The sequence below is a fragment of the Betaproteobacteria bacterium genome (genome assembly GCA_016720065.1).
GTDB lineage: Bacteria > Pseudomonadota > Gammaproteobacteria > Burkholderiales > Rhodocyclaceae > SSSZ01.
Genome location: JADJXY010000002.1, coordinates 557,942 through 579,429 on the forward strand (window position 1 = coordinate 557,942; position 21,488 = coordinate 579,429).

The following is a 21,488-nucleotide window of genomic DNA, read 5'->3' on the forward strand; positions in this document are numbered from 1 at the left end:
CTCTTGCAAAATCAACAACTTACGCACAGCGGTTCATCGTCAACCAAGGCGACCGGTCAGACATCAAACGCCGTGACCACCTCGCGCTGCGCTACCCAGTCGGTCGGGAGTGGATTGCGCTGGAACCACAGCAGGCTCATGCACCGGGGCTGCTGCCCGGCCAGGATGGTCCGGATGATGGCAGGCTCCAGCAGGGTCAGACGCAGCAGCTCGTTGACCGTCGAGTGGTGCAGGCCTTCGCGCTGGGCAATTTCGCTGCCGCTGCCAACCACGCCGTCGTCAAGCAGTTGCTGCCAGTAGAAGGCCCGCGTCAGGGCCACCAGCAAGGGCTGGTCAATCTGACTGGCGACTTTGCCCGGCGATTCGACCGCCCCATCCGGCCGCACCACCACCTTGCTGGCACCGCGCTTCCTGATCTTCAGCGGGATAAAGGTGGACAACTTCACCCGTCCGCCGTCCTGGCGTTCGCGGGCGATGGCTGCGCCCAAGGGCTGGACTTTCGGTTTCATGCCTCGACCTCCTGTTGCTCCCATTCCTGCAATTCCGCGCCAATGGTGCCGGGTATCAACTCCCCGGCCAGTTCCTGCCAGCCCTGATCGCGCCAGATGATTTCCAGCCCGCCGTTGGCAATCACCACGCGCTCGATCAGCAGTTGCGCCAGTCGGCACTGCTCGGCTGGAAACAACTCCCGCCTCAGGCTGGCAAGGTTGCGCATTGGCAGCACGACCTGCGGTTCGGTGAGCTCTGGGTGAATGTGCTGCATCCGGCCCCACACCGACTGCACGATGTGCGGGGCTGACAGCGCCGCCACGATCTGCTGCGTGACCAACTCTTCAATCGGCACGGCTGGCAACGGGCCGTGCTGACTGGCCCATGCGCCAAAGCGCCAGTGTTTGATCGGGCTGTAGTAACGGTAGGTCTTGCCCTTCTTGACCGTGTAGCTGGGTACCAGCCGTTCACCATCGGTCGTGAACAGCAGGCCGCGCAACAACACCGGTTCGCTCTGCCGATCGTTGGTGTCGCGCCGCCGCTCGATGCCATCGGTGGCGATCAGCGCGTGGACGGCGTCCCACTGGCCTTGAGTGACGATGGCTTGATGTTGGCCGGGAAAGCTCTGCCCCTTGTGGACAATCTCACCCAGGTACATCCTGTTGTGCAGCATCTTGTAGATGGTCTGCTTGGTGAAGGGCTTGCCGCCCTTGGTGGCCACACCTTCTGCGCCGTAGGCCTTGGCCATCAGCGTGGCCGAGCGCATGCTGATGAAGTCGTCGAAGATGCGGCGAACCAGCTTGGCCTCAACTTCGTTGATCACCAACAGTCGGTTATCAACGTCGTACCCGAGCGGCAGCGGCCCGCCCATCCACATGCCCCTTGGCCTTGCTGGCGGCGATCTTGTCGCGGATGCGCTCACCCGTCACCTCACGCTCAAACTGCGCGAAGGACAACAGGACGTTCAGCATCAGCCTGCCCATCGAGGTGGCCGAGTTGATCTGCTGCGTGACAGCGCTGAAGCTGACCCTGTGGCGATCAAACACATCGACCATTCGCGCAAAATCGGCCAGCGAGCGGGACAGCCGGTCGATCTTAGACCACCACGATGTCGACCTTGCCCAGTTGGATGTCGGCCATCAGGCGTTTCAAGGCTGGCCGTTCCATATTGCCGCCGGAGAAGCCACCGTCGTCGTAGTCGTCGGCCACGGCAATCCAACCCTCGTGGCTCTGGCTCTTGATGAAAGCGTGCCCGGCTTCCTTCTGCGCATCGATGGAATTGAAGGACTGATCCAGCCGTTCGTCACTGGAGACGCGGCAGTACACCGCGCAGCGCCTCTTTTGCACGAGCAGGGGCGCGTTCATTGCCCATCTCCCTTGCCGTCACGCAGCCCAAAGAACTTCGGCCCGTTCCAGCGCGTGCCGGTGATGTTGCGGGCCGCCGCCGACAGGCTTTTGAACACCTGGCCGTTGAGTTCGTACAGACCATCGGGCGTGACGGTCACACGATGTTGGTGCTCATCCCATTCGCGGATCAGCGTGGTGCCGGGCATCAACAAGGTCTGGGCATTGCGTCCGGCGGCGGATTTGATCTTGGAGTGCTTGGCTCCGGCCTCAACCAGCATTTTGCGAATATTGGTCGGCAGCGCGCCGTAGGCTTTCTCCTGGATGCGGTAGGCCAGACGCGATTCCACGTAATGGCGATTGCGATGACTGGGCCGCCGGGGAAAATGCTGATCCCACAGCGCCCAGAGTTCAGCCATCTGCAGGGATGGCAGCGCGGCCAACTGGGCCGTGATGCTGCTGTTAGGGGTGACCGTCATTTCAAATTTCTACTGTGGTTGAGACAGGTCCATGAACGCGCTGTGGCAGGCAGAAGCCAAGTCAAACCGCGCTCTATCGGCTATTACTAACTTTTCAGAAAGCATTGTCACAAACATGATAAAATATGCTAATGAAATGCAAAAGAACTACCGACGGTCGTAAGCACGGCCGAGCCGCCCTGCCGGTGATGCGGCAACAGGCGATCAAGGCCATCCGTGAGGGGCAGGACGTGAACAGCGTTGCCGCCGCCTACGGCGTCAATGTGCGCAGTGTCTTTCGCTGGCTGGCCGATTTTGCCAACGGTGGGCAGAACGCGCTGTTGTCCAAGCCGATTCCGGGGCGCCCGCCGAAGGTAAGCGCGGATGAAATGCGCTGGCTGGCCCAGGCGGTGAAAGACCATACCCCGCTGCAATTCAAGTTTGCCTTTGGTCTGTGGACGCTGTCGCTGATCGCCGCGCTGATCGAACGCGAATTCGGCAAGAAGCTCTCGCTGGCCTCGGTCAGCCGCATCATGAAGCTGTTGGGCTTCTCGGCCCAGAAGCCGCTCTACCAAGCATGGCAGCAGGATGCGACCCTGGTGCGGGCCTGGGAAGCGGAAATCTACCCGGCGATCCGTGCCGAAGCCAAGGCCGCCGGAGCGACGATCTACTTTGCCGATGAATCGGGCATCCGTTCCGACTACCACACGGGGACGACCTGGGCGCCGGTAGGCGAGACCCCGGTGGTGGAAGTGACCGGGCGCCGCTTCTCCCTGAACATGATCTCGGCCGTCAGTCCGCAAGGCGAATTCCGCTTCATGCTGCACGACGGCACGGTCAATGCCGAAGTCTTCCGGGAATTCCTCAAGCGCCTGCTGATCGGGGCTGAAAAGCCGGTGTTCCTGATCGTAGATGGTCATCCGATCCACAAGGCGAAACTGATCAAGACCTTCGTCGAGGCCCAGAACGGCAGGCTCAAGCTGTTCTACCTGCCGCCGTACTCGCCCCAGATCAATCCTGACGAGCAGGTCTGGGCACACGTGAAACGCCAGGTCGCCCGGCAACTGGTGCAGTCCAAAGACGAGATGAAGCGGTTGGCCCTCGGGGCCCTGCGCCGAATCCAGAAGTTGCCCGGGTTGGTGAAATCCTTCTTTCGCCAGCCCGAGTGCCAATATGCCGCTGAATGACATTGTTTATGCAAAGGTTAGTAATTACCAGCGGCGATGCCGACGCGGCTGACGTTGGACGTGGCGATGCCACCAACGATGGAGGCGACGCTCAATACGCGCCGCGGCACACAGCCAGCGCCACCACCACGGCAGCTTGATCCGCACGCCGCGCGGCCTGCGCACGATGGATGACGATGGCCTGCCCGGTACGCCGATCGATGTCTCTCCCCACGAGGCTTGCGACACAGAAGGCACTACACCGATGCTGTCATCGCGCGTGATGGCGGCGTGCGCCGCCGGTGGCAACAACTGCTGTCGGATGGGCTGGCGCTCCAGACCGCCCGGCCCGGGCGCGATACGCGGCGACAGCGGCCCGAAGCGATCTGGTTGGTGCTGGCGAGAAGGCTCGATTTCCATGACGGCAGCCCTCACACATCCACGCGTACCACGGTCGACAGCCCGGTGCCGTGACCGAGATGCTTCTTGGGTGGATTGGGATCGGGCGCGTAGATGCGGCGCTCATCATCTCTGACCTTCGGGTGGTAGACCTTCAGCCCCCAACCGTCGAAGCCTGACCTGCGCAGGGCGTTATCCAGTGCCGCGACCAGTTCGTTGTCGGTGCGGGTGAACTGGTCGTTCAGATCACGCAGCTCTTCATACGGGATGCCCGCGATCAAGGTTGGCAGCAGCTCTCCATCGCGCGTTTGACCAATCAGCTCGTGGTCGAAGCGGGTGCAGGTGTCGCCCGTCACGCGGGTGTGGGTCAGGCGCACGCGCTGCAGCAGCACCGCCTCCACGCTTTGCATCTCGCGCCAGGCCTGCACGAAGATTTTGGCGGCTTCCAGCATCCGCTGCGCGCTCGGCTGGAAGATGCGGCGGATTTCCTGATCGACCAATGATTCATCGACGCCGGCCACCATCTGTCCGGCCAGATCGTTGAGGTACTGCTCCAGCGCCTTGACGCGGGTGGGCGCTTCCAACACCTGCTGCGTGGCCTTCACACGCGCGGCTTGTTCCTGTGCCAATGCCTGCTGGTGTTCCTGATCGAACTTGGCCAGCGCAGCCGTATCGCCCAAGGCCAGCAGCACCTCGCGCTGGATGGTCAGCGTCATCTCCGGCTCGGCGGGCTTGTCCCAGCCGTTGCTGATGCGATTGGCCGCGATCAGTGCCGAAATAGCTTGGTCGTATTGCGTGTTCTGCTGGCGCAGTCGCTGGAACATGGCGGCCACGGCGCTGACGTCCCCGATTTTGTTCAATGGGGATTCGGCATCGGCAGTGACGTCGGTGGATTTTTTACTGCGGCGGATCAGATTCACGGTGGACTCCTGTCGATATGAGAGAACGGTACAGACAGGTGTAATGGTCCGCGCAGAGACAGTTCAGGTCGATCAGGGCGCAGCGGGTGGCTGAGGGTTTGCGGGCACGATTCATCCTCGGTCACCCTCAACATCCTGGGTGCTGTTGTAAAAAAGCCCTGAAGCGGATAGCAATTTAGAGTAATGGCTGGGGCTATTGATGGCCGTTTCGTACAAAAGCGAATTTTGGCCATTTGCCTTCATAAATCAGCAGGCGAAGAATCTCCTCATCGCGGGCGCACATCCCTCACAGCAGGACAGCGTCCCCCACCGAAGACAGGAGATTCCGATGCAAAACACGCTGCCCGAACTGATTACCCCACGCACGCTCGCTGCTCGCTGGGGCCTTTCTGAAAAAACCCTCGAGCGCTGGCGCATGACCGGCAATGGCCCCACCTTCCTCAAGCTGGGCAGCCGGGTGCTGTACCGCATGGATGATGTGTCGGCACACGAGGCACAGCGCACCCGCCGTTGCACCGCAGGCCAGTCCATCAGAGAAGGGATCTGGCAATGAACCGCGCCCAACGTCGCCAGCGTGAACAAATGACCCGGCAACTGCGTGCCCACATTGCCGAACACGGCATCGAGGCGATGCTCGACAAGATGTTCGGCCCGGGCAGTTGGCGTTACGACGCCCGCGAACAGTTATGGATCGTGCCTGATGCCAAAAGCACCGGCCCTGGTCGCGCCTACTACTGCGTGCGCGCTAATGGCGACTGGTTCAAGGCACGGCTGGATGCGGAGCACACGCAATGATGGCGACCGCAACGCAAACCACCACGGTGGCCAGCCATCCCTTCTTTGATTTCAACGATGCCGCCGACCTCATCCTGCCACGCCACGACAAGGATGAAATCCGCTTTCGATTACTGGACCAATTGGAGTCGGTGCTGATTTATCTGTTTCCACGCGGCAAACGGCGCGGCAGCCAGTTCTACATTGGCAATCTGCAAGGTGAGCCGGGCGACAGTTTGGTAGTCGAACTGGAGGGCCCCAAACGCGGCGTGTGGATCGACTTCGCCACTGGCGAATCGGGCGATGTGCTCGCGCTGTGGGCCAGCACACGGGGCTATTGCTTGCCCAACGATTTCAGCGAGCTGTTGGAGGACGCGGGCGATTGGCTGATGGTGCCGCGTATCGCCGCTGCGCCAGTGCTGCACACCAGCCGTGCTTATGACGAGCTTGGCCCCTACACCGGCAAATGGGATTACCTGGCGGCCGATGGCAGTCTGCTGGCCTGTGTGTATCGCCACGACACATCCAGCGGCAAGCAGTACCGCCCTTGGGATGTGCGGGCGCGCGCCATGCGAATGCCGGAACCGCGTCCGCTCTACAACCTGCCAGCCATCGCAGCAGCGGATGCCGTGGTGCTGGTCGAAGGTGAAAAATGTGCCGATGCCTTGATGCAATTGGGCATCGTCGCCACCACCGCTATGGGTGGCGCAGCCACGGCTCTCGACAAGACCGACTGGACGCCGCTGGCAGGCAAGACAGTCGCTGTCTGGCCCGATCACGATGAGGTGGGCACGCGCTATGCCGCTGCCGTCATCCAGAAACTGGCGAGCATCGGGGTCACGGTCCGCCGTGTTCATGTGCCGCAGGACAAGCCCGCCAAGTGGGATGCGGCCGACGCCGTGGCGGAAGGCTGCGATGTCGAAGCCCTGCTGCGTGCATCCCAGCCGGTCACCGACATTGCCGCTGCCCCCGCGTTGGACATCACCCGCTGGCGGGCGGCAGACCGTTTCATCGGGCAACCCCAGCAACGCCGCTGGCTGGTCGAAGGGGTGTTCCCGCAGGCGCAAGCCGCGCTGATCGCCGCTGCGGGCGGAGTCGGCAAATCTTTCCTGCTGCTGGCCCTGACGCGTGAAGTCGCAACCTTCGATGGCACCCGGGCCAATGCACCCACACTGTTTGGCGGTGCGCTGGCTGGTTATGGCGTGGCGATCTACATCACCGCCGAGGATGACGCCATTGAACTGCACAACCGGCTCAATGCCCTTGGGCCGATTCCGGATCGCCTGTACGTGCTGCCTCTGCCCGATGCCGGTGGAGCCGTGCCCCTGTTCGCACCCGACCCGGCCACCCGAGGCCCCGCGACCACGGTGGCGTGGATGGATCTGGAGCGGCAACTCAAGGCCATGCCCAGCCTGAGCCTGGTGGTGCTCGATCCGCTGCAGCCGCTGTGCGCGCTGGATTTGAACGTGCCGGAGAACGCCCAGTTCGTCTGCTCGCGTTTGGCGGCGCTGGCGGCCAGCACGGGTGCCTCGGTGATCGTGTCGCACCATTTTGCCAAGCGCGAAGCATCCACGCCTGAGCAGGCCCGCGAAGCGATCCGGGGTACTGGCGGCTTGGTCGATGGCGTGCGGGCGGTCTATGCCTTGTGGCACCCCAAGGAAGATCAGGCCAAGAAACTCTGTGAGGCGCTGGGCGAACCCTTTGAGCGCGGCCGCGTGGTGATGGGCGGCGTGGTCAAGGCCAATGGTCGCGCCAACCTGCGCGTGACCACCTTCTTACGCAGCACCAGCGGCTTGCTGGTCGATTACAGCGACCGTCTGCGCCAGACCCGACCGGAGCCAGATGACCTGTTGCCCGCGCTGAAATCCGCCATCACTCGTGCCGCGCGGGATGGCCAGCCCTACACCAAGACCGGCGGCAATGGTCTGTACGAGCGCCGCCACGAACTGCCCGAAGCCTTCCATGCCATCGGCAAGCATCGGCTCACCGGCTGGGTGGATGCCTTGCTGGCGCAGGGTGAACTGGTCACCGCCATGGCCGACGGCTCCAAGCTGGTGAAGTGGCTCGACGTGCCCGATGGCCCGGTCGCCCAGGGGCAAGCGGTGTTCGTTACCGGCCACCTGACCCGCTCCAGTGCCGGTCGGCCGGTTGCCGAGTAATGCTTCCCACCCCCAACAATCGTTCCCGGCTTCCCGCTTTCCCACCGGGAACGCTCAAGGGGTGGGAACGATTTACCGCCAGCAAACACAAGGGTTTAAATCGTTCCCGGGTCAAATCGTTCCCAGCCGAGCCGGGAAGGATTAAAACCCAATGAAATCAACGCATTCCCAGCTTCCCGGTGTTTCCTCTCTAAAGAGAGGGTGAGCATTGGGAATGCTCACCTCACGCGAGTGTTGATGCTGGCCGGACCGGGAAGCCGCGCCCCGCCCAAGCGAAAGGGGTCCTTCCTGGCCGAAAACCAATACGGGGGGCGACAGCGCAGCATTTCGCCACCGTCCGACCAGAAAACTAGGTTTGCAGGGTTTGCGGTTCGCATTCGGCGGCGTGGGCCAGCGGGCCAGATCCCACGTCAGCACTGGCGTTCGCAGGATGGCGGGGAATACGGAAGGTGCGAACCTCGGTGCGCACCCGGTTCGCAGGTTTGCACACCGGCCGCGCGGAAAACGGCCAGGGTCGAAAACTCAATGCTGGCGCAGGTTTGCTGGTGGTTTTACGTCGAACGCTGCGAAATCGGCCACCGAGGGTGTCCAGGATTTGGAGCCCCTTACGACAAGGGCGTGAGCTGAACTCACTCCCTGTCCGTGATGATCAGACCACCCGATACACCCGCTCGCCGCTGTCGTTGTGTGCCAGCACCACGTTCAGGCCAAGTTTCTTGCGCAGCATTCCGGAGATCGCGCCGCGCACGGTGTGCGGCTGCCAGCCGGTGGCCAGCATCAGTTGCAGACCGGTTGCCCCCTGCGGGCGGCGTAGCGCCATCACCAGCGCGGCGAGCTTGGTGCCCGGCCGAACCGGGATGCCCTCCAGAAGTTGGAGGTCGTCGGTGGTGTCCGTCGGTTGGACGTCTTCCTGCGGTACAGGCCGTTGTTGGCCGATGGCCGCGTAGCCCGCGTCGGTCAGCACGTGCCCGCTGTCGGCAGGCTCAATCCAGCTACATTGCAACAGCGCAGTGAGCACCTTGGCCCGTGCGCCGCCGCGCAGCGTGTCAGGCGGGATCACTCGCCCATCAGGACGACGGGCGCCGGAACGCAAAAGCAGGCTTTGGGCCGGGGAGAGTTTGGGCGGGGTTTCCATCGTAGCCGCCCTCACTTGGCCTGACCGTCGAAGATCGCCAGCAGGTCATCCAGCGTCTGATCCACCCGCCCTAGCTCACCGACGTGTCCCCAGTGGATGGCGTCAGGGCCGTGGCCGAAGTGGTCGTCGGCCAGTTGCTGCAGGGCTTCGATTTTGTCGAGGATTAGCGGCAGGCGCTGCAGGTAAGTGTCGAGGGCGGTGGGTTGGGTGGTCATGGCGGGCTGCGGGTTGATTGATGACACCACCATTCACGCGCTGAACGATCAGGAAGCCAAGCTATCGGGGCAACGACCATCAAGAATGGGGTAACGGAGCCAACAATTACCCCAATCGCCACATCGCCACATCGCCAATCTCGGCCATTTCAGTGTGGCCGCCAATGCGGCCGTCTGGTAGACTGATGACGATTTAAAACGACTTTGATGCCTCTGTGAGCGCCAATGCTATGAACTCCGAACCGTGGGTCACTGCCATCGATGTCGCCCGGCATCTGGGCGTGGTGAAAGACACCGTGTATCGATGGCGCGAACGCAAAGGACTGCCCGCACACAAGATCGGACGGCTGTGGAAATTTCAGCTCTCCGAGGTCGATGAATGGGTTCGCGCTGGCGGTGCCGATGACGACACGGAAAACGGGATCGAACAAAAATGAATGCCGCGGGGGAAGGTATCGCGTGAGCTTGGAAGGACAACTCCTCGACCAGAAGTCCTTGCGGGCGGTAACCGGCAAGACGGCAGACTGGAACGAAATCGCCAAGGATTGCATTGCGTTTGCCAATGCAACCGGCGGTCGTTTGCTGCTGGGCATAGAGGATAGGCAAAACGCCCCACCAGCCGACCAGCACATCCCGGCAGACCTGCCCGACACACTGCGGCGCAAATTGGCCGAGCGTACCGTCAACGTATCCGTGCTGCCCGACGTCGTCACCGCCCCCAATGGCGGTCAATACATCGAATTGCGCATTCCGCGCGCCATGGCCGTGGCGTCCACCACCGATGGCCGTTACTTCCTGCGCGTGGCAGATCAAAGCAAGCCCGTCACCGGCGATGACGTGATGCGTTTGGCCAGCGAACGTGCAGCACTGCCTTGGGAAACGCAGACCACCCTGCATATTCCGCGCAGAGAGGTGGATGCCGCCAAGCGTGACAAGCTGCTGATTGCCCTGCGTGCATCCGACCGCGTCAAGGCATCAGTCAAGGAAAAATCCGACGACGAACTGCTCGACCACTATCAGCTTGCGCAAGGGCAGGCTCTCACCAACTTGGGCGTGCTCTGCCTTGGTCGCCAGCATCACCGTGCCCAACTGACCACGGCACCGGTTATCCAGTTCATCAAGTACGACGAGCACGGACAGAAGGTCAACAAGCTGGTGTGGGACGACCACACCCAGAGCCCGATGGAACTGATCGAGGCAGTCTGGCTGGAGGTGCCTGACTTCCGCGAGCGCTATGAACTGCCCGATGGCCTGTATCGTCAGAACGTGCCAGCCTTCGATGAAATCGTAGTGCGCGAACTGCTGGTCAACGCGCTGGTTCATCGCCCCTACACCCAGCGTGGCGATATTTTCCTGAACCTGCATCCCGACCGGTTGGAAATGGTTAACCCCGGCCCATTGCCGCTGGGCGTCACACCGCAGAACGTGCTGCACACCACCGTGCGCCGCAACGAGCATCTGGCCCGCCTGTTCCACGACTTGAAGTTGATGGAACGCGAAGGCAGCGGCTTCGACAAGATTTTCGAGGTGCTCCTCTCGCAAGGCCGCCCGATGCCGGAGTTGATCGAAACCCACGACCGCGTGCAGGTCACGGTGCGTCGCCGCATCCTCAAGCCCGAAGTCATCGATTTCATCGCTAAAGCGGATCAGACCTATCAGCTCACGCAGCGCGAACGCATCGCACTGGGCCTGCTGGCCCAACACGACGCACTCACCGCCCGTGAACTTGCCGAAACGCTGGAGTTGCCCAGCGTCGAGGCCCTGCAGCCGTGGCTCAAGCGACTACTCGACTGGCACTTGGTGCAGAGTGCCGGGCGTACCCAGGCCACGCGCTATTTTGTTGATCCTAGCCTGCTACGCAGCCTGAAGTTCACTGGCGAGACCACACTCAAGCGCATTGAGCCGCACCGCTTGGCGGCACTGGTGCTGGAAGACTTGCAGCGCTATCCACAATCCGCCATCAGCGAAATCCACCAGCGCATTGGCGGCGAAATTCACCCGAAACAGGTGAAACGCGCGCTGGAGGAGTTGATTGAGCGCGGTGCAGTGCGCTTTGAGGGCAACAACCGCTGGCGGCGCTACTGGGCCATATCATGAAAAGGCTATCGGACAACGCACGCGATATCGGCGATAGCTGGGCGATAGGACGTGGGCGATACATCGTCACTGGCCCAATGAATCAAAGGGTTCTATCGACCACAGGCGCTAGAAAGTGGTCGATAGCAATGCCATGCGCTCAGGGCAGACAGTTGGGAGAAGGTACCGCATTGTTGCCGCCGACCGAAAACTGACCCACTAACGAGGCTGTAGAAAAACCCATTTTTCCAACCCCTGCCCCGCATTGGCAGGATTTTTTGCAGGCGGGTGGCGGCCGGTTGGAATCCGGGGTGAAGCGGTGGAAATGCTGATCGCGAGCCAGCGGCGGGGGCCGGAAGGCAGTGCTTGGGAGATTGGGGAGAAGTCACGCGGGCCGTTCATCGGCTGATCCTCATCCGGCGTACCCATGGTGGGCCAGCTTTTCGATGTTGTGGACCACGCAGTAGAGCTTCCACTGTCCATCCACCTTGGCGCGCGCCCCGCAGGGTAAAACGATCCATCCGCTTGTTGCCCCGCACGTTGCCGAACACCGGCTCCACGGTGGCGAAACGCCGGCCATAGCGGCGTCGGCCTTCCTCGCTGTCGATGGCCTGCTTCATCCGGTCGGTATGGCTCTCCGTGGCGCCGGGCGCCTTGCCCCGGAAGAAACAGACCTGTCGGACCAGGGTCTTCTCCGGGGTTCTCAGGCATCGCGCCCGCAGTTCGCAGGGCACGCAGTCCCGCTGGGCGCCGGTGAACTTGGTGGCCAGGTGGCCGTTGTGGATGCAGTTCGACCCGTTCTGGTAAAGGGCCTTGCCCGCCGGGCAGAGGCAGGTGCCCGCCTCGGGGTCGTAGTCGAAATCGGCCGGCCGGAAGCGCTTGGCTGCTTTCGGCGGCTTGCCCTTGTCGTAGAGTGGATCAGGCTTGGCCCGGTGGCGGCCCTGGTCCTGGAAGCGCTCGTCCCGCTGGCGCATGCCGGCATCGGCGATGAGGGCCGGGACGGCGGCCTCGGCCAAGGCCTTCAGATTGGCCTCGCTGTGATAGCCGGCATCGGCGGTGATGAGCGTCTCCGGCGTACGCAGTGATCGGGTCGCCTCCACCACCGGCAGCAGCAATTCCTGCGCGGAACCGGTGCCGTGGGCCTGAGCATCGACGATGACCTGGGCCTGCGCATCCACCGCCGCCACCCCGGTATAACCCTGGATGACCCCCTTGCCGGTGGCCATCTTGGCGGACTCGTTGTCGGTTTGGTTGGAGAGCCGCACGGCGCCCTTGGCGCCGGTGCGATCCTTGGGGTGGGCAGTGAGCCATTCCCGGTTCTTCTTGGCCTCCGCCTGCAGCCGGGCCAGTTGCCGAGCCTCCCGGTCGGAAGGTCCGCCGTCGCCGCCTGAATCGGCCTCGCGGTGGCGATCCAGCATCTTCTTCGCCGCGGCCTCCATCTTCTCTGCCCGGCGCAGGAAATCCGCCCGGGTGCCGCTCCTCGTCTTGCTCGCGTTGCTGGGGAGCTTCACCCCATCGATGGCGAACATCTCCCGACCGATGAGTCCCTGGCGATCGCAGATGGTCAGCACCTGGGCGAAGAGTTGGGCGGCCAGGTCGCCCAGATTGGCGACGAAGGCGGCCAGGGTGGTGAAATGGGGTTGAGAATCACCGGATAGCGCCATGAACACGACGTTCTCCCGGCAGGCCGCTTCGATCCGACGGGAGCCGACGATGCCCCGGCTGTAGGCGAGCAGCACGACCTTGAGGAGTACCGCTGGCGCATAGGCGCTGGCGCCGACTTCGTCGTTGCAATAGCGGGCTTCCAGGGCCGAGAGGTCAAGCTCGTGATCCACCAGGTAGTTCAGGGCATGCTCGAAGGTGCCGGGAACGAGTTGCTGGTCGAAATCGACCGGCAACAGTTTCAGCCCCCTATGCACCGGCTTGAATCGCGCCATTCCCGCCTCCACGAAATGCATTCGACATTGTGTGATTTTGCCAGGACTGGCAGCGGTTTGGGGGTTTTTCTACAGCCTCAACGAGGGTTCTGCCGATCCAAAACTGACCCGGGTATTCAACCTACCCTGCTGCTTTTCTGAGCAGGGGACGAGGAGTGATTACCATGGCCATGATTGGCAAGGTTCGGCGGATGCACTTCCGCCAGAACAAGTCGGTGCGCGAGATCGCGCGCATCACGAGTCTGTCCCGCAACACGATCCGCAAATGGCTCAAGGCGGCGCTGGACGGTGGTAACCGGTAACCCTACGGCGTTCTTCCGTTCGCGCGCGCGATGACGAGAATTGCTCCCTGGACAAATCACCGACGGGAGCAAGAGCGATGGCAAGACGAAAGCAGGGCAAAGGGTCACGGCGCCCCCCACACGAGTGGGGAACCTTGTTGGCGAAATTCGACGACAGCGGCCTGGGCGTTGCCGCCTTCTGCCGACGGGAAGCGATCAGTGCGGCGAGCCTGTACCGCTGGCGCCGCCTGCTCGGCGAGGGTGGCGAAGTCGTCGGCCGGGAGACGGCGCCGACATTCGTCGATCTCGGTACGCTGAATTCGGTGGCGACACCCCGGCCACGGATCGATCTCAAGCTCGACCTCGGCGACGGCCTGATCCTGCATCTGGTACGCCACTGATGTTCTTCCCCGAAGGCCAAGTCCGGGTACATGTCTATGGCTGCCCGGTCGACATGCGCAAATCCTACGATGGTCTCTACGCCCTGACGCGCCAGGAACTCGGCCAGGACCCCCTGAATGGCCGGCTGTTCGTCTTCATCAACCGCCGCGCGACCCAGATGAAGGTGCTCTACTGGGACCGCACCGGCTTCTGCGTGTGGGCGAAGCGGCTCGAACAAGGACGATTCCTCTCCGACTGGCGCCGCGTTACCACCCGGGAAATGGACTGGACCGGACTCAAGCTCCTGCTCGAAGGCATCGAGGCGAAAGTCGTCAAGAAGCGCTACCGGCGGCCTTCTGGCGCCGATGCCTGCGGTATAATCAGGGGATGAGTTCGACGCCCACAAGCCGTGTGCCCAGCCTCGCCGAGGCCGCCACCTTCAGCCCGCACCAGGTCGTCGATCTGGTTGGTTCGCTGAGCCGGGAAGTCGACACCCTCAAGCATCAACTCGATTGGTTCAAGCGCCAGGTCTTCGGCCAGAAGAGCGAACGCCGCCTCATCGACGGGGCCCACGGCCAGATGAGTCTGGGCGAGGCCCTCGACGCGGCGCCGACGCCTTCGCCCCCGCCGCCCGAGCGCCCCGTCGCCGCCCATACCCGGCGAATGGCGGCGAAGAAACCCGACACCGGCGACGACAGCGTGCCCTTCTTCGACGAGACCAGGGTGCCGGTCGAAGTCATCGAACTGGCCGCGCCGGAAGCCGCGGGACTCGCTCCGGAAGACTTCGAGGTCATCGGCCACAAGGAGAGCTTCCGGCTCGCCCAGCGTCCGGGCAGCTATGTGGTGCTCAAGTACCGGCGGCCGGTCATCAAGCTCAAGGCGAGCCAGGCCATCGTCTGCCCGGGCGCGCCGGCCGGCGTCCTCGACGGCAGCCGCGCCGATGTGAGTTTCCTCGCCGGCCTCCTGCTCGACAAGTTCGCCTATCACCTGCCGTTCTACCGCCAGCACCAGCGTCTTGGCGACGCCGGCATCACCGTCAGCCGGCCGTGGCTGACCCAGATCGGGCAGCAGGCCATCGCGCTGCTCGAACCGATCTACGATGCGCAATTCGCCTCGATCCGCGCCTCCCGTGTCAAGGCCATGGACGAGACGCCGATCAAGGCCGGCCGCGCCGGACCCGGCAAGCTCAAGCCCGCGTACTTCTGGCCGGTCTATGGCCAGCTCGACGAAGTGTGCTTCCCGTTCTATGAGAGTCGCCGCATCGAGCACGTCGAAGAGGCGCTCGGCCTGACGCCGGTCGAGCGCGGCGTCCTGCTCAGCGACGGCTATACCGCGTACGCGCACTACACCAACAAGACCGGGCTCACCCACGCCCAATGCTGGGCCCACACCCGGCGCAAGCTGTTCGAGGCGCAGGGCGCCGAACCGGAAGCGGCGGCGCGCGGACTGGACTTCATCAGCGGCCTCTACGCGGTGGAAGCCCACATCCGAGACCAGAAGCTCAATGCGGCGAAGAAGCTCGACTATCGCCTGATGCACGCCAAGCCGATTGTCGACCAGTTCTTCGCCTGGGTGAACCAGCAGTTCGAGGCCCAGGGCCTGTTGCCGAGCAACCCGCTGACCAAGGCCCTGGCCTATGCCCGGGAGCGACGATTCGGGCTGGAGGTCTATCTGACCGACCCGGACGTGCCGATCGACACCAACCACCTGGAGCGCGCCCTACGGGCCATTCCGATGGGTCGGAAAAATTGGATGTTCTGTTGGACCGAGCTCGGGGCCAGACACGTCGGCATCATGCAAAGTCTGATCGTGACCTGCCGCCTGCACCAGATCGATCCCTACGACTATCTGGTCGATGTGCTCCAGCGTGTCGGCCAGCATCCGGCCAGTCAGGTCCACGAACTCACGCCACGGCTGTGGAAGCAGCGCTTCGCCGAAAATCCCCTCCGTTCCCCTTTGCATAGCCTTCAGGCGTAGGAAAGAACGCCCGGTAGTTACCGGTTACGGACGGTGAGCCGAAGTACCGTCGGCAACCGCAACCGGGCAAGCTGACAGCATTCCACGACACGCTGAAGCAAGCGCTGAAGGCGGATGGTTACCGGCCGAAACGGGAGCGGCGTACCGCCCTGGCGCTTTACACTGAGATCAAGGCTCTCGGTTACGAAGGCGGTTACTCGCGGGTCACCGATTTCATTCGTGCCTGGCGCCAGGGCGAAGGCCAAGGCGCTGCGGTCAAGGCGTTCGTGCCCTTGAGCTTCGAACTGGGGGAGGCGTTCCAGTTCGACTGGAGCGAAGAGGGGCTGGTTGTCGGCGGGATCTATTACCGGCTGCAGGTCGCCCACATGAAGCTGTGCGCCAGCCGTGCCTTCTGGCTGGTGGCTTACCCCAGCCAGGGCCACGAGATGCTGTTCGATGCGCATACCCGGTCGTTCGCGGCGCTCGGCGGCATTCCGCGCCGGGGCATCTACGACAACATGAAGACCGCGGTGGACAAGGTCAAGAAGGGCAAGGGGCGTGTCGTCAATGCGCGCTTTGCGGTGATGTGCGCGCACTACCTGTTCGACGCCGACTTCTGCAACGTCGCATCGGGCTGGGAGAAAGGCGTCGTCGAGAAGAACGTGCAGGACAGCCGTCGCCGGATCTGGATCGATGCTGGTACGCAGCGCTTCAGTTCGTTCGCCGAATTGAACGCCTGGCTGGGCGTTCGTTGCCGGGCGCTGTGGGAGGAGATCCGACACCCCGATCATGATCAGTTCAGCGTTGCCGAAATGCTTGAGTACGAGCAGTCGCACCTGATGCCGATGCCCGAGCCTTTCGATGGCTATGTCGAGAAGCCGGCGCGAGTTACCAGCACCTGCTTGGTGTCCGTATCCCGCAATCGCTACTCGGTACCGTGCGAGCTTGTCGGCCAGATGGTCAGCTCACGGCTGTACCCGAGCCGGATGGTGGTGGTCGCTGGCGACGCCATGGTTGCCGATCATGAACGGATCAGCGAGCGCGGCCAGACGCGCTACGACTGGCAACACTACATCCCGCTGCTGCAGCGAAAGCCGGGAGCGCTGCGCAACGGCGCGCCGTTCGCCGACATGCCAGCGCCCTTGCAGAAGCTGCGCCGAGCGCTGTTGCGCGACCCCGGAGGCGACCGCGTCATGGCGCAGGTACTCGCAATCGTGCCGACCGCCGGGCTCGATGCCGTGCTGGTCGCCGTCGAACTGGCGCTGGAAAGCGGCCCGCCGTCGGGTCGTGTGAGCGTCGAACATGTGATCAACGTGCTGGGCCGTTTGAACGCCGCGCCGGTGCCGGAGAACGTGGCGACGATCCTGCAGGTGAGCACGCCGCCACTGGCCGACACGGCGCGTTACGACCGCTTGCGCGCTCAAGCCGATTCCGAGGAGATCGACCATGCGTGACCTCGGCGTTGAACTCAGACAACTGCGTCTGCACGGCATGGCCGGCGCCTGGGCCGATCTGATCGAGCAAGGCAGCCACCCGGGATTTGAGACCTCGCGCTGGCTGGTCGAGCACTTGCTACAGGCCGAGACCACTGACCGGGCGTTACGCTCGGTCAGTCACCAAATGCATGCCGCCCGATTTCCGGTGCATCGCGACCTCGCCGGTTTTGACTTCGAGGTCTCGCCGGTGGATCGGAAGCTGGTACTGCAATTGGCCGAGACGGACTTCACCGACGCCACACACAACGTAGTCTTCGTCGGCGGCCCCGGCACGGGGAAGACGCACCTGGCAACGAGCATTGGCGTTGCCGGCGTCATCCGCCACGGCAGGCGAGTGCGCTTCTATTCGACCGTCGATCTGGTCAACGCCTTGGAGCAGGAGAAGGTGCAAGGCAAGGCAGGCCGCATTGCGACGAGCCTGCTGCGCATGGATCTCGTCATCCTCGATGAGCTCGGCTATCTGCCGTTCAGTCCCGCCGGTGGCGCGCTGTTGTTCCACCTGCTGTCCAGGTTGTACGAGCACACAAGCGTGATGATCACGACCAACCTGGACTTCGCCGAGTGGTCGAGCGTCTTCACCGACGCGAAGATGACGACAGCGTTGCTCGACCGGCTGACGCATCACTGCCATATCGTCGAGACCGGCAACGAGAGCCACCGTTTCCTGCACAGCACGGCCGTCGCCAAGACGCGCATCAGGGCTCGTGAGCAGGCTCGCACCAGCCGACCCCACGACATCGCCTGAGCCGTCGCCGCGCGGGGAAATCCGCTACGGGCTACGCCCTCCGCGGCTTTCCCCGCGCAAACCCAAAAGCATGAGAGGGACAACGAATCGGAAAACCCCTACACTTATCCACAGTCGATCAGCATCTGATCGGCGTCCATCCCCGGGTCAATATTCGGTCGGCAGGGTGGGTCAATTTTGGATCGGCGCGGACATTCCAGCCCGCCGTCGGCAATCACCACGCGCTCGATCAGCAGTTGCGCCAGTCGGCACTGCTCGGCTGGAAACAACTCCCGCCTCAGGCTGGCAAGGTTGCGCATTGGCAGCACGACCTGCGGTTCGGTGAGCTCTGGGTGAATGTGCTGCATCCGGCCCCACACCGACTGCACGATGTGCGGGGCTGACAGCGCCGCCACGATCTGCTGCGTGACCAACTCTTCAATCGGCACGGCTGGCAACGGGCCGTGCTGACTGGCCCATGCGCCAAAGCGCCAGTGTTTGATCGGGCTGTAGTAACGGTAGGTCTTGCCCTTCTTGACCGTGTAGCTGGGTACCAGCCGTTCACCATCGGTCGTGGAACAGCAGGCCGCGCAACAACACCGGTTCGCTCTGCCGATCGTTGGTGTCGCGCCGCCGCTCGATGCCATCGGTGGCGATCAGCGCGTGGACGGCGTCCCACTGGCCTTGAGTGACGATGGCTTGATGTTGGCCGGGAAAGCTCTGCCCCTTGTGGACAATCTCACCCAGGTACATCCTGTTGTGCAGCATCTTGTAGATGGTCTGCTTGGTGAAGGGCTTGCCGCCCTTGGTGGCCACACCTTCTGCGCCGTAGGCCTTGGCCATCAGCGTGGCCGAGCGCATGCTGATGAAGTCGTCGAAGATGCGGCGAACCAGCTTGGCCTCAACTTCGTTGATCACCAACAGTCGGTTATCAACGTCGTACCCGAGCGGCAGCGGCCCGCCCATCCACATGCCCTTGGCCTTGCTGGCGGCGATCTTGTCGCGGATGCGCTCACCCGTCACCTCACGCTCAAACTGCGCGAAGGACAACAGGACGTTCAGCATCAGCCTGCCCATCGAGGTGGCCGAGTTGATCTGCTGCGTGACAGCGCTGAAGCTGACCCTGTGGCGATCAAACACATCGACCATTCGCGCAAAATCGGCCAGCGAGCGGGACAGCCGGTCGATCTTGTAGACCACCACGATGTCGACCTTGCCCAGTTGGATGTCGGCCATCAGGCGTTTCAAGGCTGGCCGTTCCATATTGCCGCCGGAGAAGCCACCGTCGTCGTAGTCGTCGGCCACGGCAATCCATCTACCGCCTGCCGCCCTTCGGCTACGGCAAGGACGTACTGCGTGCTCGCTTCAAGATTTATCTGGCCGATGCCGCCATCGCGCCGGCGGTCATGCTCAAGGGTAAAGCCATCCTCGGAGACCCAACCGCACTAGGCGTGGCGACAGAAACCACCGTGTTCAAGCACCTGTTCGCCCGCTACTACGCGCAGAATGTGCGCTTCACCTATTGGCGTGGCAAGAAGGATCGCGAGGTCGACCTTGTGGCAGAGGTCGGAGGGCAGATCATCCCCTTCGAGGTGAAATACCGCGCCCGGCACACCGGCCTGCGCGACCTCAAGGGCTTGCTCGAACTTTGCCGGCAGAAATCCATTGATCGTGGCTACGTGGTCACAAAGTCACTGGATGATTTCGGCGTAATTGCCGATCTGCCCGACACCACCACTCGAATCTTGCGCATCCCGGCAGCGCTGCTGTGTTACTGGATGGGAGAGTCGGAACTGACACCTGAACAACAATGAGACTGACCCAGCAACAACTCGAAGCGCACCTGTGGGGCGCCGCCAACATCCTTCGCGGCACACCATCACCGACCCGGCCTTCAAGGACGGCGAGGGCAAGGTATCGGGAGAAGTCCGTGGCGCATCCACTGTTTTGGTCCTGTTTTGTGTCTTGACGCTGTCCTCCAATATCGCAGGACCCGCGTTATACCTGGGGCAACCGGCTGGGTCGACGACCCGGATGCCGGGTCCAGAAACCCCGCAACCAACCCCTCGTTAATAGGATGAATACAGTGACTCACACCAATCCGCTGATCCGTTCCCTGATTGCCATCGTGGCCGTTTCCGCAGCGCTTGCCGCCTGCGGCAAGAAGGAAGAGCCGGCCGCGGCGGCCAACAAGGCCGCAGAAGAAGCCGTCAAGGCTGCCGGTGATGCCGCCAAGACCGCCGCGGAAAAGACCGGCGAAGCCGCCAAGGCCGTAGGCGAAGCGGCCAAGGCCGATGCCGAGAAGGCTGCTGGCGAAGCCAAGGCCGCCGCGGCGGAAACCGCCGACAAGGCCAAGGAGACGGCAGAGAAGGTGGCGGCCGATGCCAAGAATGCTGCCGAGAAGGTCGGTGCCGAAGTCAAGGCTGCCGCCGAAACCGGCGCCCAGAAGGCCAAGGACGCCGTCAGCAAGTAAATCACCACCTGTCCCGGTGTGGCCCGCCTGCGTGCGGGCCTTTTTGCTTCTTGGTGTTTGGGAGAAGAAGAAAGTACGCCCGCGCCCCGCGCCTCCAGCGCGGAAACCATGGGTTCAGAAAAACGGACAGACCGGACAGGTCGGGAATGACTTTGGCCTGTGTCCCGCCGAATGGTGCGAGAGCTGAAGGGGTCTGGTTTTCCAGAGAAAGGCACAAAAAAATCCCCGGCGGTCTTTCCCCGCCGGGGGTTTTCGCTTGCATGGCGATCAGCCGTTGCCGAAGGAAGCGCGGTAGGCGGCATGGCCGTCGGGGCCGGTGTCAGTACCGAAGGCGGCCTTGCCCATGATGTCGACCTTGGCCTGGGTGCTGCCGTTGTCGCTGCCCAGGCTGCGCTGGTAGGCCTCGTGGCCGCTCCAGGCGTTGCCGGTGGGGGTGCCGAAGGCGGCCTTGCCGACGACGGTGTTGGTCTGGGTTTCGTAGCCGAGGAAGGCGCGTTGGTAGCCGTCGTGGGCTCCGGCGACGGCGGAGCCGGCGGCGGACAGGGAGGCTATGGCGACGAGGGAAGCGATGAGAGTGGTTTTCATGATGGTTCTCCGTTGGATTGGGGTGTGCTGAGGACGATTAGCCGTTGCCGTTGAAAGCGGCGCGGTAGATGGCGTGGCCGTCGGGACCGGTGTCAGTGCCGAAGGCGGCCTTGCCCATGATGTCGATCTTGGCCGGAACGCTGCCGCTGTCGCTGCCCAGGGCACGCTGATAGGCCTCGTGGCCGCTCCAGGCATTGCCGGAGGGGGTGCCGAAGGCGGCCTTGCCGACGACGGTGTTGGCCTGGGTTTCGTAGCCGAGGAAGGCGCGCTGGTAGCCGTCGTGGGCTCCGGCGGCGGCGACGCCGGCGATGGAGGTGAGGGAAGCAAAGGCGATGATGGAAGCAAGAGTCTTGGTTTTCATGACGATTCTCCGTTGAAAGTTGGGTTGCGCTGCTGAAGCGGGGGGTTTTCCCTGGCGCCGGCAGTTCCCGCAGTCTGCCTTTGCCCAGATTCACGTTGGATCGGCGTTGATCCGATCGTTCATGTCTTACTGTCTTGGTCGGGGAACTTGCCGATTGCT

At 63.0% G+C, this 21,488-nt stretch carries 19 protein-coding genes and 6 pseudogenes; 14 read left to right on the forward strand and 11 right to left on the reverse strand.

Annotation, left to right across the window (positions count from 1 at the left end; genetic code table 11):
* Positions 1-56 precede the first annotated feature (56 nt).
* The 3 genes and pseudogenes from IPM73_05810 to IPM73_05820 form a co-directional block, all read right to left on the reverse strand.
* Complete coding sequence (locus tag IPM73_05810; protein ID MBK8917574.1) at positions 57-509, reverse strand: hypothetical protein; 453 nt, start codon at positions 507-509, stop codon at positions 57-59.
* Positions 506-1,854 (reverse strand): annotated as a pseudogene (locus IPM73_05815) (recombinase family protein). Before IPM73_05815 ends, IPM73_05810 begins: the two are co-directional and overlap by 4 nt.
* On the reverse strand, positions 1,851-2,312 hold the full coding sequence (locus tag IPM73_05820; protein ID MBK8917575.1) for a DUF2924 domain-containing protein: 462 nt from the start codon (positions 2,310-2,312) through the stop codon (positions 1,851-1,853). The pseudogene IPM73_05815 and the gene IPM73_05820 overlap by 4 nt, the downstream one beginning before the upstream one ends.
* Positions 2,313-2,443: 131 nt before the next feature.
* Between IPM73_05820 and IPM73_05825 the strand changes: the two genes are divergently transcribed.
* Positions 2,444-3,478, forward strand: a complete 1,035-nt coding sequence (locus tag IPM73_05825; protein MBK8917576.1) for an IS630 family transposase — start codon at positions 2,444-2,446, stop codon at positions 3,476-3,478.
* A gap of 24 nt (positions 3,479-3,502) precedes the next feature.
* On the opposite strand, the gene IPM73_05830 is transcribed toward IPM73_05825, so the two are convergent.
* Together IPM73_05830 and IPM73_05835 are read right to left on the reverse strand one after the other, a co-directional pair.
* Positions 3,503-3,877: a hypothetical protein gene (locus IPM73_05830; GenBank protein ID MBK8917577.1), complete on the reverse strand. Its 375-nt coding sequence runs from the start codon at positions 3,875-3,877 to the stop codon at positions 3,503-3,505.
* Between the two features lie 11 nt (positions 3,878-3,888).
* Positions 3,889-4,776: a hypothetical protein gene (locus IPM73_05835; GenBank protein ID MBK8917578.1), complete on the reverse strand. Its 888-nt coding sequence runs from the start codon at positions 4,774-4,776 to the stop codon at positions 3,889-3,891.
* A 328-nt stretch (positions 4,777-5,104) separates the two neighbouring features.
* Between IPM73_05835 and IPM73_05840 the strand changes: the two genes are divergently transcribed.
* The 3 genes from IPM73_05840 to IPM73_05850 are packed head-to-tail and all read left to right on the forward strand — an operon-like array spanning position 5,105 to position 7,709.
* On the forward strand, positions 5,105-5,329 hold the full coding sequence (locus IPM73_05840; protein MBK8917579.1) for a DNA-binding protein: 225 nt from the start codon (positions 5,105-5,107) through the stop codon (positions 5,327-5,329).
* Positions 5,326-5,571: a hypothetical protein gene (locus IPM73_05845; protein MBK8917580.1), complete on the forward strand. Its 246-nt coding sequence runs from the start codon at positions 5,326-5,328 to the stop codon at positions 5,569-5,571. The genes IPM73_05840 and IPM73_05845 overlap by 4 nt, the downstream gene beginning before the upstream one ends.
* The gene (locus IPM73_05850) at positions 5,568-7,709 is read left to right on the forward strand and encodes an AAA family ATPase (protein MBK8917581.1); all 2,142 of its coding nucleotides are present in this window, start codon (positions 5,568-5,570) and stop codon (positions 7,707-7,709) included. Before IPM73_05845 ends, IPM73_05850 begins: the two co-directional genes overlap by 4 nt.
* 649 nt (positions 7,710-8,358) lie before the next feature.
* Here the strand turns inward: IPM73_05850 and IPM73_05855 are convergent.
* Together IPM73_05855 and IPM73_05860 are read right to left on the reverse strand one after the other, a co-directional pair.
* The gene (locus IPM73_05855) at positions 8,359-8,844 is read right to left on the reverse strand and encodes a DUF3489 domain-containing protein (protein MBK8917582.1); all 486 of its coding nucleotides are present in this window, start codon (positions 8,842-8,844) and stop codon (positions 8,359-8,361) included.
* 11 nt (positions 8,845-8,855) lie between these two features.
* Entirely contained in the window at positions 8,856-9,059 is a 204-nt protein-coding gene (locus tag IPM73_05860) for a hypothetical protein (protein MBK8917583.1), read from the reverse strand.
* A 230-nt stretch (positions 9,060-9,289) separates the two neighbouring features.
* On the opposite strand from IPM73_05860, the gene IPM73_05865 reads away from it, so the two are divergent.
* Together IPM73_05865 and IPM73_05870 are read left to right on the forward strand one after the other, a co-directional pair.
* A complete protein-coding gene (locus IPM73_05865; protein ID MBK8917584.1) occupies positions 9,290-9,496 on the forward strand; it encodes a helix-turn-helix domain-containing protein in 207 nt (68 codons plus the stop codon).
* A 22-nt stretch (positions 9,497-9,518) separates the two neighbouring features.
* Complete coding sequence (locus tag IPM73_05870) at positions 9,519-11,156, forward strand: putative DNA binding domain-containing protein (protein MBK8917585.1); 1,638 nt, start codon at positions 9,519-9,521, stop codon at positions 11,154-11,156.
* 391 nt (positions 11,157-11,547) lie between these two features.
* On the opposite strand, the pseudogene IPM73_05875 reads toward IPM73_05870, so the two are convergent.
* Positions 11,548-13,072, reverse strand: a pseudogene (locus tag IPM73_05875) (IS1182 family transposase).
* Between the two features lie 164 nt (positions 13,073-13,236).
* Between IPM73_05875 and IPM73_05880 the strand changes: the two are divergent.
* The 6 genes and pseudogenes from IPM73_05880 (at position 13,237) to IPM73_05905 (ending at position 17,931) form a co-directional block, all read left to right on the forward strand.
* Positions 13,237-13,344 (forward strand): annotated as a pseudogene (locus IPM73_05880) (hypothetical protein).
* A 164-nt stretch (positions 13,345-13,508) separates the two neighbouring features.
* Positions 13,509-13,754 carry an IS66 family insertion sequence element accessory protein TnpB gene (locus tag IPM73_05885; GenBank protein MBK8917586.1) on the forward strand — a complete coding sequence of 82 codons (246 nt, stop codon included), beginning with the start codon at positions 13,509-13,511 and terminating at the stop codon, positions 13,752-13,754.
* A complete protein-coding gene (tnpB, locus tag IPM73_05890) occupies positions 13,754-14,125 on the forward strand; it encodes an IS66 family insertion sequence element accessory protein TnpB (protein ID MBK8917587.1) in 372 nt (123 codons plus the stop codon). Before IPM73_05885 ends, tnpB begins: the two co-directional genes overlap by 1 nt.
* On the forward strand, positions 14,122-15,711 hold the full coding sequence (locus tag IPM73_05895; GenBank protein MBK8917588.1) for an IS66 family transposase: 1,590 nt from the start codon (positions 14,122-14,124) through the stop codon (positions 15,709-15,711). The genes tnpB and IPM73_05895 overlap by 4 nt, the downstream gene beginning before the upstream one ends.
* Positions 15,702-17,144: pseudogene (locus IPM73_05900) on the forward strand (IS21 family transposase). The gene IPM73_05895 and the pseudogene IPM73_05900 overlap by 10 nt, the downstream one beginning before the upstream one ends.
* Positions 17,137-17,931 carry an ATP-binding protein gene (locus IPM73_05905; protein ID MBK8917589.1) on the forward strand — a complete coding sequence of 265 codons (795 nt, stop codon included), beginning with the start codon at positions 17,137-17,139 and terminating at the stop codon, positions 17,929-17,931. The pseudogene IPM73_05900 and the gene IPM73_05905 overlap by 8 nt, the downstream one beginning before the upstream one ends.
* Before the next feature lie 194 nt (positions 17,932-18,125).
* Here the strand turns inward: IPM73_05905 and IPM73_05910 are convergent.
* Positions 18,126-19,224: pseudogene (locus IPM73_05910) on the reverse strand (recombinase family protein).
* Between IPM73_05910 and IPM73_05915 the strand changes: the two are divergent.
* Positions 19,224-19,724: pseudogene (locus IPM73_05915) on the forward strand (DUF4143 domain-containing protein). The pseudogenes IPM73_05910 and IPM73_05915 sit on opposite strands and share 1 nt — an antisense overlap.
* A 263-nt stretch (positions 19,725-19,987) precedes the next feature.
* The gene (locus tag IPM73_05920) at positions 19,988-20,383 is read left to right on the forward strand and encodes a hypothetical protein (protein ID MBK8917590.1); all 396 of its coding nucleotides are present in this window, start codon (positions 19,988-19,990) and stop codon (positions 20,381-20,383) included.
* Positions 20,384-20,650: 267 nt separating this feature from the next.
* Here the strand turns inward: IPM73_05920 and IPM73_05925 are convergent, their stop codons facing one another.
* Positions 20,651-20,968, reverse strand: coding sequence for a hypothetical protein (locus IPM73_05925; protein MBK8917591.1), 318 nt, complete (start codon positions 20,966-20,968; stop codon positions 20,651-20,653).
* A gap of 37 nt (positions 20,969-21,005) precedes the next feature.
* A complete protein-coding gene (locus tag IPM73_05930) occupies positions 21,006-21,329 on the reverse strand; it encodes a hypothetical protein (protein ID MBK8917592.1) in 324 nt (107 codons plus the stop codon).
* Positions 21,330-21,488: the final 159 nt, after the last annotated feature.

What these genes read in the sequence shown, in the direction of transcription:
- IPM73_05920 (MBK8917590.1), top strand. Translation starts at nt 19,988, where the DNA reads ATGAATACAGTGACTCACACCAATCCGCTGATCCGTTCCCTGATTGCC.
- IPM73_05895 (MBK8917588.1), top strand. Translation starts at nt 14,122, where the DNA reads ATGAGTTCGACGCCCACAAGCCGTGTGCCCAGCCTCGCCGAGGCCGCC.
- IPM73_05855 (MBK8917582.1), bottom strand. Translation starts at nt 8,844, where the DNA reads ATGGAAACCCCGCCCAAACTCTCCCCGGCCCAAAGCCTGCTTTTGCGT.
- IPM73_05810 (MBK8917574.1), bottom strand. Translation starts at nt 509, where the DNA reads ATGAAACCGAAAGTCCAGCCCTTGGGCGCAGCCATCGCCCGCGAACGC.
- IPM73_05925 (MBK8917591.1), bottom strand. Translation starts at nt 20,968, where the DNA reads ATGAAAACCACTCTCATCGCTTCCCTCGTCGCCATAGCCTCCCTGTCC.
- IPM73_05930 (MBK8917592.1), bottom strand. Translation starts at nt 21,329, where the DNA reads ATGAAAACCAAGACTCTTGCTTCCATCATCGCCTTTGCTTCCCTCACC.
- IPM73_05850 (MBK8917581.1), top strand. Translation starts at nt 5,568, where the DNA reads ATGATGGCGACCGCAACGCAAACCACCACGGTGGCCAGCCATCCCTTC.
- IPM73_05820 (MBK8917575.1), bottom strand. Translation starts at nt 2,312, where the DNA reads ATGACGGTCACCCCTAACAGCAGCATCACGGCCCAGTTGGCCGCGCTG.
- IPM73_05825 (MBK8917576.1), top strand. Translation starts at nt 2,444, where the DNA reads ATGAAATGCAAAAGAACTACCGACGGTCGTAAGCACGGCCGAGCCGCC.
- IPM73_05845 (MBK8917580.1), top strand. Translation starts at nt 5,326, where the DNA reads ATGAACCGCGCCCAACGTCGCCAGCGTGAACAAATGACCCGGCAACTG.
- IPM73_05865 (MBK8917584.1), top strand. Translation starts at nt 9,290, where the DNA reads ATGAACTCCGAACCGTGGGTCACTGCCATCGATGTCGCCCGGCATCTG.
- IPM73_05905 (MBK8917589.1), top strand. Translation starts at nt 17,137, where the DNA reads ATGCGTGACCTCGGCGTTGAACTCAGACAACTGCGTCTGCACGGCATG.
- tnpB (MBK8917587.1), top strand. Translation starts at nt 13,754, where the DNA reads ATGTTCTTCCCCGAAGGCCAAGTCCGGGTACATGTCTATGGCTGCCCG.
- IPM73_05830 (MBK8917577.1), bottom strand. Translation starts at nt 3,877, where the DNA reads ATGGAAATCGAGCCTTCTCGCCAGCACCAACCAGATCGCTTCGGGCCG.
- IPM73_05860 (MBK8917583.1), bottom strand. Translation starts at nt 9,059, where the DNA reads ATGACCACCCAACCCACCGCCCTCGACACTTACCTGCAGCGCCTGCCG.
- IPM73_05840 (MBK8917579.1), top strand. Translation starts at nt 5,105, where the DNA reads ATGCAAAACACGCTGCCCGAACTGATTACCCCACGCACGCTCGCTGCT.